Raw genomic sequence first — 12,648 nt, forward strand, 5'->3', positions numbered from 1 at the left:
TAATGCAGTCAGAGGTATAACGCAAAACAAAGCGCTGTTAACGGTGCTTTATTGAAGATGAATTACGTTTTGATATGTTCGAAGAGACAGAAGCAACAAAGTAGGCTAGTTGCTTACTTCACCTAAAATAAAGGTGATGCCGTTTGACTGAATACTAAATTGCGTGCCGGCTTCATCCGGTTTTTCATCAGCTTGTTCAAGCAGTTGATAATAGGCATTTTGATGTAGTCTTGCCCACAAGTTTCTGCGAACGCATAGGTAGGGAATGGGCGTTGCCTCTGGATCTTGTATGGCTTTAGGCGGAACGCGAAGTTCGAGCTGATCAGCACGCTCTAACCTTACAATGTCGCCTGTTTGTGTGGTAAACACATAGGTGCTGTCACTTGCTGATTCACCCTGTTCTCTATGCCATTGAGTTACAAGAAAAGGTGTGTCTTCAACGGTAATGCCTACTTTCTCTACGGGAGTAACTAAGAAGTACTTTTCACCTTCCCGCTTTAACACCGAAGCAAAAAGCTGAACCAAGCTTGCGCGCCCAATAGGACTGCCTTCATAAAACCATCTTCCATCAAGCGCTATAGTTAGATTAATGTCACCGCAAAAATCGGGGTTCCATTGTTCAACAGGAGGTAAAGGGCGCGCTTTTGACGACGTGCCCTTAAGCTGCTGCTGAAATCTAGTTAGATCCACGCTCTTCAACCAATACTTTCAGTTCGCGTAGCTTTGCCTTTATGCGACGCATGTTATCTGGGCCAGTACGAAGAAGTTGTTTCTGTGGCTCGTTTAAACTCTCTAGACGATCATCAGCATACTTGTAGGCGACCGAGTCGGTATAAACCTCTACAGGAACCGGCACTTCAGGTGTATCAAGAAGCTGATCAATCGCTTCTAGCAATACGCTGTTGAAGTCTTGGTCAGGGCTTCCAATTTCGGCGTACTTCGCCTGAATGTCGTCTTTATAAATACCGTATATGTTAAGCAGTGCTTCGTTATTGAATGACTCCAACATATCTACGTATGGTGTATAACGTTTATAGCTTGCTGCATCAATCCATTGCTTGCCTGCTTGAGAGTATACGCGGAAGTTCTGCTCAGGTGGCGTTAGTAACTGGTGATTAGGCGCCATTTCATCATTTGCTAGATTCGTAACCGACACCACAAAGCGTTGAATTAAACCTTCATCAACCAGCATGCGGTTAACGGTTTCTTCGCTCGCAGACGAACTCTCAATAAGTGAAGCTTTCACCGCAGGATCGCTGGTATCCAGAGGTTCCGGTTCTGGTTCAACTGGCTCTGGAAGCGGCTCAACCTCGTCTTTTTCCTCAAGCTCTACTGTTGGGGCTGGCTGAGTAGGCTCAAATACTTCAGGCTCTTCTGGCGTAGTCACTTCAGGTTCAGTCACTTCGGGCTCAGGCGTAACTACTGGCTCAGGCTCATCGTCGCTGGGCCAAAACACAACAGCCAGAATAACAACAAGAAGGATGCCTACAATGATAAAGTGTGGGCCTAACGATTTCTTTTCCGACGATTCGCTCATAATGACTCCGCTACAAAACTATCCTTTTGGTAATACTACCAGAGATAACACCCAAATTTAGAAAATCAATCAAGAGAAATGTTCCCTTAGATTGTAAATTCCTTATTTTGAACACTTTTTAACGTAAAAAAGTCACTTTCCGATTTCTTTTTATACAAATTTAGTGGAAAACCCTCATTTTTTCTTCTCATTCACATTCGATATTATGTAAATGCAAAAATTATTTTTAAACAAATGTTTAACAAATTGGGTTTGTGTACTAATGTGTTGATTAGTCATTGAAAAGCAAATGCTAGCTCGTTGTTATCTATAATAATTAGTGAATATTTCGAGCCTCACGACCCCGTTTCAACTTAAATGTGCCCTTATAGGATAATTAGCGTGAGTAAGTTTAGACAGTATCACCCTAAATTACACCGAGCAGTAAAACGCTACAGTGTTATGCAGCATCTAATCATGCTGGGAGTAATGCTTTATCTCCTTTTAAATATCAATAACTTGTCAACTAAGCATCAGATCATTGCTGTAGCGACTGTCATTGTTATGAGTATACAAAATGGCTTTATACTGTCTAAAGCGAAAGTCGCTTTAGCTGTTGAAGGCCCTAGGTTGCTGGTATTTCCATTACTATGGATTGCTTCTGGAATGGGAACGGCGGCGTTCCTATACAGTGCCTGCTCTCTTGCATCCTTACTGGTGTTGGCAAATGCAGTACGGTTTAAAAACCATCGACCTCCGCTAGATCTATCTAATGAACCTGAGCACCTTGCTTAACGTATATATTCTGCTTTTTCGCCCTAACTTCCGTCATTAAATAAGAATATAGGGCGTGCAAGGTGCATACTTGGTTCATGAGGTAGAAAAATGCAGAAGTTCTATTTTCGAGATATTGAAGAGTCGCCTACCGCGATAGATTATCTGGAAGTTCAGTCGTATGAGATGAACGTTTACCTGGTTTATCTCACTATCGGCAGTCAAAGTGGCATGCTTTACGACAACAAAGATAAGCCCATGCGTTTTTTTAGTGCCGGCCACATTCGCGAAGCCTTCGCGCATTGTCATGTTCAGCAGGCGGTGATGAAGCACGATACGCCTTACGATGAAATGATTGGCAACCCGCCAAAAAGTAAAGAGCAGATGGCGTTACCGTTCAGCATGGATTTGCCTTACTAGACTGTTGTACGAGTGCTATAGGCTCTTGAAGTGGGTCCTATTTGAGTTCTGTAAGGTCGCAGCGCAACGTTTTCACAGTAAAACATGGCACAGCATCGCAAAACCGATCCAAACGATATATAAGCTGTGTAATAAGTAGTTTCTTACTCGCTTAACACAGCAACGAAGTGCAGGTTATAGATTCAGCCATGTGCCCGCTGCCTTTCGCATATCTACTTTAGCTTTCAATCGTTTAGCCAACAGAAATAAGCCACCTAGCTTCCTGTGTATAAACAGGGCATCTACTGGCGGCGTATGCCAAAAATTGTGCTCCATAGTCAGCGCCATTCCCTTTTCGTGAAGCCTTGCAATAAGATCGCTTTGTCCAAAGTCATAAGCGCCCTCGCAGCGAATCGCTTCACACGCCTCCATACCAATGTTTATGACGGCGTCGACTTGCGTTTGAGAGTGGCTTTCGTCAATTAATCCTATGCGAAACGCGGCTTGCTGCATCATCGCTCTATCGTTGGCTGCGGCGCTGTTGAGTAACGCTTGATACTGGGCTGAAATGGCGTCAGGCACATCCCGTGTAGCACCAAAATCTAACAGAACGATTTCTTTTGTATCGGGTTTAAACTGGTAGTTGGCTAAGTTAGGGTCGCTCTGCAGCAGCTTAAAATGAAAAATTTCATTAAAAAATAAAGTCATTAGCGCCGTCATCACGGCATCTCGGACGTCCTGAGGCTCGTTTAATAGCGCATCTAAGTCTTGCGCCTCTATGAAATCCATCGCTAACACGGTACTGGTGGTAAGGGGAGCAAAGGTTTGCGGAATGACAAACGCATTACTCCCCTTGTTTTGGATGTCGGTGCTTTCAACCAGCGCGCGATAACGGTTGAGCATGTCAGCTTCTCGCACATAATCAGCTTCTTGGTGAAGCTGTGCTTTAGCCTCTTGTAAAAGCGGGTTGATATCTAATGATTTAGGTACCAAGCCAGTGAGTTTTATGAGTGTAGCTACGTTGTCTACATCGCTATCTATGCTTTTTTTCACACCAGGATACTGCACTTTTACTGCTAACATCCGACCGTCCATCGTAATGACTTTATGCACCTGACCAATAGAGGCCGCAGCTATAGGGGCAAAGGAAAAGTAAAGTAAGTCATCTTGCCATTTTTCGCCCCAACACTGATTCAGCGTGGCAATTAGCTGGTCTTTTGGCATCGGGTCAGCGTCGTCCCGTAATCGCCCTAAAATTACCGCGAGCTCTTCGGGGAGAAAATCTCCTGCATCCATTGAAATAAGCTGCCCGAGCTTCATAGCTGCACCACGCATACTGGCAAGCTGATCTGCAATGTTTGAAATGTTTTTGGGCGATAAGAGCAGCGAAGACAACGCGGGCTTCTCGCCCTTTAACAGTTGTCCTGCACCTTGTGATACTACGTTACCTGCAATTCTACCTGCCAGTGAGCCCAAGCGGCCTATGCGCGATAAACGCGACGACGGTACCGCTCTACTAGAACGGGTTGGTGATTCAGCGGATTTATTGGGCTTCTCTGCCATAGGCTCACTCAGTTTTATTAAGGGCGAAGGGTAACGTTTGGTTTTTTTATTGGCTAAACATAACCTAAAAAAGTAACTGGAGTTTATAAATTATACTGTGGGACAAAACGTCTGGATCGGGTTTCCAGCCAAAAGTCATTGAGGACCTGTTGACCATTGCTGTACATCAAAGATCAACAGGACTTAATGTTTAGGAAGTGAGGTTGCCACAGGGCGATCAACGGATAAGACACCTGTTTAAACAGAAGTCTGATTTAAAAGCGCCGTTTAGATTGCCCATAATGTACTTAAAAGAAATGTGTACTTACCGTTCCTAGTCGCTCAGCGGTTTCTAACTAGGCAAGTTGTACAAGGCAATTGTATAAACACTGTGTGCTAGATTATCTGTGAAATAAATTGAATCACTAGTCCAACAACGCTTCCATAAGCAAACCCAGCCCAGCCACTTGTCGCTCTATAACGCCAAAGTGCTGCACCAAAAAAGCCACACCAAAGCATGGCAGAATAGGTGGAAACAAGGCCGCCGCCCATCCCTGTATCTGGCAAAAACAGCATGACGACAAAGGTTAGCGCCATTGCGCCACTTAACAGCACCCACATGATATTTTTCTTATCAGCGAACGCATTGTTTTGTTTGACGTTCTTTGCATCGGCATCTTGCATTTGCTGCGCATCTTCTGCTTGAACAGCGCACTGAGCTGCTTTGGATGCACGTAGTTTTCGTGCACTACGCTCACTTCTTGATTGGGGTTTCTTGACCTGTGAAGGCAACGGTGATGCAGCGCTATGGGTCATGATGTACCTCATTAACTGAATTTAGTAACTGTTTATCCGTAGTTAAGGTAGAGCATGCTTGCCAAGATGACTATACGACTTCGGTCTCACACGACAATTAGAAAACGTGTTTTAGATTTTCACTATTCGAATGCGGCGCTCGAATTAGAGGGGGCAAAGGCTGAGGTAGGCATCCATTATCTACAAGAACACCGTGAAGCACGTAAACAAAAAAGCCCACCCGCAATCACTGCCGTTTGACAAGGAATGCGGGTGGGCTTTCACAAACTTATACCGTTAGGTATTAGTGATGGTCGCTATTTTGGCTTTTGAAGCTTACTTCCAGCAAATTTACGCTATCAGCAAAGGTCAGGGTTTTGATATCACCCTTGCCTTCTACATTTAGCGTATTCACCTGTTTCGGCCACAAGTCACGCAATGCATCGTGGCGAATCTTAATGCCTTCAAGTACAGGCGGCTCAGCAGTTTCCTGATAAACCCAAAAGTGCTTACCTTCAACTTCAAAGCCAACATCAGCAAGCTTTAATGGCTCGCCTGCTGCATTTAAAATTGCAAAGTGGTGGGCGACGTAATCAGCGAATTGTTGCTGCGTTTCTATGTCGTCCATAATATCTGCGTGCTTGTCAAACAGCGCCTTAACCGCGTGTTCAGCATCGTGCAAATTAAAGCGGTGCATCACCTCAATATTTTCTGTTCTAGGATTGAACAGTACCGTGGTAATTGCTGCTTTTATTTGATGCGCTTGGGCTGCAGTGCTGTACGACATTGCGCTAACTAATAGCGCAGCCGTAATTGCGAATGCACTTACGCTTGCGAGCAGAGCATGAGCGCTCTGCTGCAAGCGAGCCAAAGACAACTTATTCGTCATCTTTGTCCTCGTCGTCGGTTTTCAGTTCGGTCTTTGAGTCGTGCATAAGGTCGCGGTACTCGTAAGTGTTACGCGGCTTATTCTTATACGCTTCAATACGCGAAGGAATGATACGACGCGGGTAGTGGTTATTTTCCACATCTACGTCTGCGGTTTCCCAGTGCGGATCAACGGTTACGCTTACCAGCTCTTTGTCTTTGTCGGTAACAATAAGCTTGCTTACGGCTTTAGGTGTACGACGCCAGATTTCCGCAGGAATACGCATTTCTTCTTTCGTGCCGTCTTCAAACGTTAGTTCAAGAATGATTGGCATCACCAACCCACCCTTGTTGCTGAAATCTAGCACGTAGTAGTTTTTGTCTTCTTTCACCGCACGCTCAAACGCTTTACGCTCCCAGGGCTCAAGATCTTTCAAGAATTTCTTGTACTTGTTGCGCTCTTTGTTAGTTACGGTGTAACGATCGTTTTCGTCGTAGAAGTCACTGATATCTTCAAAGCGATCTACCCAAAGTTTTTTGCCTTCTTCTTTATTACGAAGGTCGGTAAGTGACTTCGGTTTCTCCATTTCTGCTTCGCGTTCGCGAGCAAAGTCGATATCTGGATCTTCAGTGTCTAAACGAAGCTTGTATACGCTGTCTAGGCTAATATCTACATGGTCTGTGGTGTAAAACCAACCACGCCAGAACCAGTCTAGATCAACGCCTGACGCTTCTTCCATAGTGCGGAAGAAATCTGATGGTGTAGGACGTTTAAACATCCAACGCTGCGCGTACTCTTTAAACGCGAAATCAAACAGCTCACGGCCAAGAATAGTTTCGCGAAGAATGTTAAGTGCTACTGCAGGCTTGGTATAGGCATTTGGGCCAAGGCGAAGTACTGAGTCAGACTGGGTCATAATTGGCACCTGCGTCTGAGACTTCATGTAGCCTGTGATATCACGTGGCTCTACGCCCCACGGGATCGTAGGATCCCACTCGCGACCGGCAACGCCGTCTAGGAAGCTGTTCAGACCTTCATCCATCCATGTCCACTGGCGCTCGTCAGAGTTAACTGTCATAGGGAAATAGATATGACCTACTTCGTGAATAACCACGCCAATAAGGAAACGTTTCTCAGCAAGCGAGTACGTGCGTGAACCATCGTCACGAAGCTCTGTACGCGGGCCGTTGAAGGTGATCATGGGGTATTCCATGCCGCCAACTGGACCATTTACTGATTGGGCTACTGGGTATGGGTAATCGAAGCTAAAGCGGCTATAAACATCCATGGTGTGGATGATTGATTCTGTAGAATACTTCTGCCATAGCTCGCCACCTTCTTTCGGGTAGAAAGACATGGCCATTACCAATGGTTGAGTGTCACCGCCTTGCTGATAACCACGCGCATCCCACGCAAATTTACGCGAAGAGGCCCATGCAAAGTCACGTACGTTTTCTGCCTTAAAGGTCCAGGTTTTAAGCTTAGTCGTGCCTTCTTTTTCGTTCTCAATCGCTTCTTCTGGTGAAACAATGAATACGATACGGTCAGCTTTTTCTGCCTTTTTCAGACGGTCGCGCTGTGTTTTAGTTAACACGTCTTTCGGGTTTTGAAGCACACCCGTTGACGATACGATGTGGTCAGCAGGAACCGTAATATCTACCTCGTAGTTACCGAACTCTAGCGTGAACTCACCACGGCCAATAAATTCTTTATTAGTCCATGCTTCGTAGTCGGTGTATGCAGCTAGGCGTGGGAACCACTGTGCTAGCAAGAAGATGTCGTTACCACCTTCACGTTCGTCATCAGGGAAGTGCTCGTAACCTGCACGTGCTGAAACAGCGTCTTCTTCTACAATGTTAAACGCAAAATCGATATCGAACGTAACTTTGCTGCCTGGCTTCAACGGTTGAGCCAAGTCAACACGCATTAAGGTGCCAACTACTGTGTGACGTAAGTCATTGCCCGCTTTGTCTTCAACACGAGAAATGGTATAGCCCAGCTCGTTGTCGTCAACAAACTGCTGACGGCGCAATGCACCCATGCTTAGCTTAGCTGGCGCATCGCCGCTAGCAGCTTGCGTACCCGGCCCGCGGTTACCGATACCGCCAAACGTGGTAGTAAGCGCAGACATTGAATCGTCGCGGAATTTGTTTTGGTCAAGCTGGATCCACAAGTACTTAAGCGTATCTGGCGCGTTGTTGTGGTAAGTAATGGTTTCGCTTGCTTCAATGCGGCGTTTGTCTTCAAGTAGCTTTACGTCAATATCGTAATCTACTTGTTGTTGCCAATATTGGTGGCCTGGCTCACCAGCGGCGTTACGGTATACGTTTGGAGTAGGAAGAACTTCGTCCAGCTGACGGAATTTATCTTCGAAATCGCCTTTAGTTTGTTTAATAGCGGCGGTACTAGGAAGAGAAATCAGCATAGACAACACTGGCGCTAGCCAGAAAAAGTGTCGTTTTGCGGTGCTCATGCAGGTTCCTTGCAACTTGTAAGTTAGAATTGTTATAAGATAACACCGCCTAGTATATAAGTATGCCTGTCACAATCCAATTTTTTGACCGTAAACTAACCATGTTTTAACGCAAAAAAACTGTAACAGATCGTTTTGTTTCGCGCTTTAACTGTCGTATTCTTAAGCTCTTGTTTTCTTTTTTCTTCCCCCTATGAACCGTTTTAATTGGCAACGTGCCGTTATAAAAGTTGGCAGTGCGCTTATTGCTCCTGAAGGCAATGAGTGTAGTGGGCGTTATTTACTGTCTCTTGCTCGATTTATTACTGCTAGTCGCGAAGCTGGCAAAGAAATTATTCTTGTCTCTTCTGGCAGTGTTGCCGCGGGCCGCAGCAAAGTGAAGGTTCGTCACAACGCATCTATTGCAGAAAAACAAGCCATGGCTGCGATTGGCCAGAATTTAATGATGGCCAACTGGCAGCGCTTTTTCGACTTTCCCTGTGCACAAGTATTGTTAACGGCGGATGATCTACGCGATAGAACCCGCTACGTAAATATTAAAAATACCTTGCGCGAAATTTTGAATCACAATGCGTTACCTATTGTGAATGAAAACGACACCGTAGCTGTCAACGAACTCAAAGTGGGTGATAACGATAACTTGGGTGCTTACACTGCCCTGGTCGCCCAAGCAGACACCCTCATTATCTGCTCAGATATCGACGGTTTATTTACCGCAGACCCAAGAAAAGACGCCAGCGCCACACTCATTCCACAGGTAGATAAAATAGACAGCACTATTTACGGCCTTGCCGGCGGCGCTGGAACTGCGGTAGGAACTGGCGGCATGCGCACAAAAATTGAAGCGGCAGATAAGTGCACCAGTAGCGGTATTCAAACTCTTATTGTAAACGGGCGAAAAGGCGAAACCTTCGATGCATTACTTGAAGGTAAAGTGCCGGGAACCCTATTCAATGCTAGTAGCACTCCCGCCAGCGCGCGCAGACTTTGGCTTACTCATACTCTAAAAACCGCTGGCAGAATAGAAGTTGATAGCGGTGCGAAAGAGGCGTTAGTGCGAAAAGGCGCGTCATTACTGCCATCGGGTATTGTTGATGTCGTCGGTTTGTTTGAACAAGGCGATGCTGTTGAAGTGGTGTGCCAAGGCGAAGTTATTGCCAAGGGGCTTTGCCTGTATAACGCAAAAGACTTAACGCTTATAAAAGGGAAAAAGTCGAAAGAAATTGCCAGTGTGTTAGGTTATGAAACAACGGATGTTGCCATTCACCGTGACGATATGGTGCTTTACTCATAGCGCTACTCAAAAGAATCGCTGCAATAGACTACCGCACATTAAACATTAATTGGCGTTAGTCGTTCATCGATTTCCATTATTTGCGCCAACAACAAAGCGATACATTTATTCACTAAGGGACGATCATGACTGATATCACACCTACACTTGCCGACTACCCTTACAAAGTCACTATCGCCACGCGTTGGCAAGACAATGATGCGTACGGACATATCAACAATGTTGTGTACTATGGTTTCTTTGATACCGCGGTAAACCGTTTTTTAATTGAAGAAGGTGGGCTAGATATACACAACGGGCAATCCGTGGCGTATGTGGTAAGCAGTCAGTGTCAGTACATTGCTCCGGCAGCCTACCCTGAAGACTTTTTTGTAGGCTTGCGCGTTATCAAAATTGGTAGAAGTTCAGTGACTTATGGTCTATCGGTTTATGCCGGAGAGAATAAGCGACGCGTGGCTCATGGCCAATTTGTGCATGTGTTTGTAGATAGAAAAACCGACAAGGCCATTCCTATTCCTGTTAATGTGAAAACAGCGTTAGAGTCGATTGTGGAAGTAATGTAGAGCATGGCAAAAATGACGAAACACAATGCATCACAAGCGATGAGCAACGGCAATCAAAAGCAGGTTGTCTTTCTAGACGCCGAAACCATGGATTTGCCCAGTCTTGATACCTCTTCACTCGATGACGTACAAAACAATTTCGACGCCGCGATTACGCTTCATCAACAAACTCAAGCCGAAGATGTGGCCGAGCGCATTAAAAATGCCGATGCTGTGCTGGTTAACAAAGTCGTGCTACAAGCCAAAGATTTACAGCAGGCCAGTCAGCTTCGCTATATTGGTGTAACTGCGACCGGCATGAACAATATCGACCGTGATTACTGCGAACAGGCTGGTATTACCGTTCAAAATGTAGAGGGCTACGGCACTGATAGCGTTGCTCAACATACGTTGACCTTGGCGTTGAATTTGGCCACCAATTTTGTGACGTATCAGCGCGATATGCGCAACCAAGCATGGTCTGCATCTTCTCATTTCTGCTTACTCAATCATCCCGTGGTGGAATTGGCGGGTAAGCATGCGGTAATTGTTGGGCATGGCGAGCTTGGCAAGCGTGTAGAGGCATTGTTTAAGGCTATGGGTATGCAGGTGAGTATCGCTGCTCGCCCAGGTAAACAAGACGACCCTCGTCCAAGTCTTGCATCGCTTTTACCAAATGCCGATGTGGTAAGTCTTCATTGCCCGCTTACTGAAGCCACCGATAAGCTGATTAATGCCGAGACGTTGTCGCTGATGAAGCCAACCGCTTTTCTCATTAATACGGCTCGCGGCGGTTTGATTGATGAGGAGGCACTCTATCATGCGCTTAAAAACAACCAAATTGGTGGCGCGGGATTAGATGTACTAAGTGTCGAGCCTCCGCCTTTTGATCATATATTGCTTAAAGAGGCACTACCTAACTTGCTGGTAACGCCGCATAATGCGTGGATTGGTAATGGCGCTAGGCAAAAACTGCTAGATAGTGCTATCGACCATTTATCTGCCCACTTATCTTCTTGTTTATCAGCTTCCCAGGGCTAGAACACCGCTATGAATAACGCAACCTTATTTGCTCTGTGCTGCCTGATTTGGGGCTCAACCTGGATAGCCATCACTTACCAAATAGGGCATACCTCTGAAACGTTTGCCATTGCGCTGCGTTATTTATTGGCGTCGGCCTGTTTAGGGATTTACTGTGTTATTAGGCGTTTGCCGCTTAAGCTACCGGTACATGTTCATGTGAAAATGGCCGCAGTCGGTCTTTTTTTATACAGCTTAAATTACACGCTGCTGTATATGGCGCAAGCGCACATAATTAGCGCGCTGTTAGCCCTTATGAGTTCTTGTATTATCTACATTAATGTTGTGCTTCGGCGATGGTGGCTTAAAGAGCCTATAAGAAAAGAAGTGGTTATAGGTGCTACATTTGGCTTGCTGGGCATTGTGTGTTTGTTTGTGCCGGAGTTTTCCAAAGTCTCCATGGATGCGGCGCTTGCTACCGGCCTCGCTATAGCGTTTGTCAGCTTTTTCTGCGCCTCAACAGGTAACGTTATCTCCGAGCGTATTTTGACCTCGGGTACGCCTGTTATCCAAATGAACTTCTATGCCATGAGCTATGCCATGGTGCTGCTTTTCATCACCTCACTGGCAATGCCGGGTAAGTTGGTCATTCCTACCCAACCCGAGTTCTATCTGTCGCTGCTTTATCTGGCTATCTTTGGCTCTGTGTTTGCGTTTGGCGCGTACATGAAACTGTTAAAGCAAATGGGCGCTGACAAGGCTGCATATGTGGTCTTGGTATACCCCATGGTTGCACTGGTTATTTCCACCTTTTTCGAAGGCTATACCTGGAGCGTTTTATCTGTGGTTGGGGTGGTCATTGTGCTGGTAGGCAACGCCATTGCAATGGGAAAAATTCCCCGCTTTATGCGTCGCCCACCGGTGTCGAGCTAGGAGCTGGTAAAACCGTTTATTTGAGCGCGTTGATTTTCTTATTCAGTTCGTAAGCAGGCTCGGTAACAATGGTTTCAAGGGTTTCGATTCGCGCCATTAAAGCTTCAATCTGCGCATCTTTTTCCTCTAAACGCTGCTGCTGTTTGTCGGTCACGCTTTTAACGAACGGGTTGCTGCACTCGCCGTTCATCCAGTCGTTTAGTCGCCACTGAAATTTTGCGTCTAAGTAGCTTGCCAAAAGCACAAGCGACGTCAGGCTGCCAATTAACAAAACTATACTTAACGTAGACATAATTTTTTCCTAATCCAAATTTCAAGGTTGAAGGCTTTTAGGGAAAATGCCCTAAACGCACGTTACTGCACTTACTGTTTTAACTAGTCGTTTGTTGCTTAAAAAAATTACAGCATTGACGAAAAAAGTTTGTAATAAAAATTCGTGGGGGCAGACTGATAGAAGTAACACAATAAAATAACAACAGTTTTTGTGATTAG

Annotated in this window: 13 protein-coding genes; 6 read left to right on the plus strand and 7 right to left on the minus strand. The window is 45.6% G+C overall.

The features are described from left to right. Positions 1 to 105: 105 nt before the first annotated feature. Together ACFI6L_RS07325 and ACFI6L_RS07330 are read right to left on the minus strand one after the other, a co-directional pair. Complete coding sequence (locus tag ACFI6L_RS07325; protein WP_061486859.1) at positions 106 to 690, minus strand: DUF1285 domain-containing protein; 585 nt, start codon at positions 688 to 690, stop codon at positions 106 to 108. Beyond that, positions 677 to 1,537: a DUF3014 domain-containing protein gene (locus ACFI6L_RS07330; RefSeq protein WP_014977825.1), complete on the minus strand. Its 861-nt coding sequence runs from the start codon at positions 1,535 to 1,537 to the stop codon at positions 677 to 679. Before ACFI6L_RS07330 ends, ACFI6L_RS07325 begins: the two co-directional genes overlap by 14 nt. A 381-nt stretch (positions 1,538 to 1,918) precedes the next feature. On the opposite strand from ACFI6L_RS07330, the gene ACFI6L_RS07335 reads away from it, so the two are divergent. Then, positions 1,919 to 2,311, plus strand: coding sequence for a hypothetical protein (locus tag ACFI6L_RS07335; protein WP_014951423.1), 393 nt, complete (start codon positions 1,919 to 1,921; stop codon positions 2,309 to 2,311). A gap of 90 nt (positions 2,312 to 2,401) precedes the next feature. Further along, the gene (locus tag ACFI6L_RS07340; RefSeq protein ID WP_014951422.1) at positions 2,402 to 2,710 is read left to right on the plus strand and encodes a DUF6482 family protein; all 309 of its coding nucleotides are present in this window, start codon (positions 2,402 to 2,404) and stop codon (positions 2,708 to 2,710) included. Between the two features lie 174 nt (positions 2,711 to 2,884). Here ACFI6L_RS07340 and ACFI6L_RS07345 read toward each other — a convergent pair whose 3' ends face one another. From ACFI6L_RS07345 to ACFI6L_RS07360, 4 genes are all read right to left on the minus strand, one after another. After that, positions 2,885 to 4,252 (minus strand): ABC1 kinase family protein, encoded by a 1,368-nt coding sequence (locus ACFI6L_RS07345; protein WP_462573691.1) that lies wholly within the window; start codon positions 4,250 to 4,252, stop codon positions 2,885 to 2,887. 375 nt (positions 4,253 to 4,627) lie between these two features. Beyond that, complete coding sequence (locus ACFI6L_RS07350) at positions 4,628 to 5,047, minus strand: hypothetical protein (protein ID WP_014951420.1); 420 nt, start codon at positions 5,045 to 5,047, stop codon at positions 4,628 to 4,630. A gap of 283 nt (positions 5,048 to 5,330) precedes the next feature. Beyond that, entirely contained in the window at positions 5,331 to 5,915 is a 585-nt protein-coding gene (locus ACFI6L_RS07355) for a DUF6702 family protein (RefSeq protein WP_014977821.1), read from the minus strand. Beyond that, a complete protein-coding gene (locus ACFI6L_RS07360) occupies positions 5,905 to 8,367 on the minus strand; it encodes a M1 family aminopeptidase (RefSeq protein WP_014980757.1) in 2,463 nt (820 codons plus the stop codon). Before ACFI6L_RS07360 ends, ACFI6L_RS07355 begins: the two co-directional genes overlap by 11 nt. A gap of 193 nt (positions 8,368 to 8,560) precedes the next feature. Between ACFI6L_RS07360 and proB the strand changes: the two genes are divergently transcribed. From proB to ACFI6L_RS07380, 4 genes are all read left to right on the plus strand, one after another. After that, a complete protein-coding gene (gene proB, locus ACFI6L_RS07365; RefSeq protein WP_069945230.1) occupies positions 8,561 to 9,661 on the plus strand; it encodes a glutamate 5-kinase in 1,101 nt (366 codons plus the stop codon). A 125-nt stretch (positions 9,662 to 9,786) separates the two neighbouring features. Next, complete coding sequence (locus tag ACFI6L_RS07370; RefSeq protein ID WP_462573692.1) at positions 9,787 to 10,224, plus strand: acyl-CoA thioesterase; 438 nt, start codon at positions 9,787 to 9,789, stop codon at positions 10,222 to 10,224. Positions 10,225 to 10,227: 3 nt separating this feature from the next. Beyond that, complete coding sequence (locus tag ACFI6L_RS07375) at positions 10,228 to 11,244, plus strand: D-2-hydroxyacid dehydrogenase (RefSeq protein ID WP_239217893.1); 1,017 nt, start codon at positions 10,228 to 10,230, stop codon at positions 11,242 to 11,244. 9 nt (positions 11,245 to 11,253) lie between these two features. After that, positions 11,254 to 12,156, plus strand: a complete 903-nt coding sequence (locus tag ACFI6L_RS07380) for a DMT family transporter (RefSeq protein ID WP_049586437.1) — start codon at positions 11,254 to 11,256, stop codon at positions 12,154 to 12,156. Positions 12,157 to 12,172: 16 nt separating this feature from the next. On the opposite strand, the gene ACFI6L_RS07385 is transcribed toward ACFI6L_RS07380, so the two are convergent. Then, positions 12,173 to 12,448, minus strand: coding sequence for a hypothetical protein (locus ACFI6L_RS07385; RefSeq protein WP_014951413.1), 276 nt, complete (start codon positions 12,446 to 12,448; stop codon positions 12,173 to 12,175). Positions 12,449 to 12,648 lie beyond the last annotated feature (200 nt).

The organism is Alteromonas sp. G4i35, from assembly GCF_054960375.1.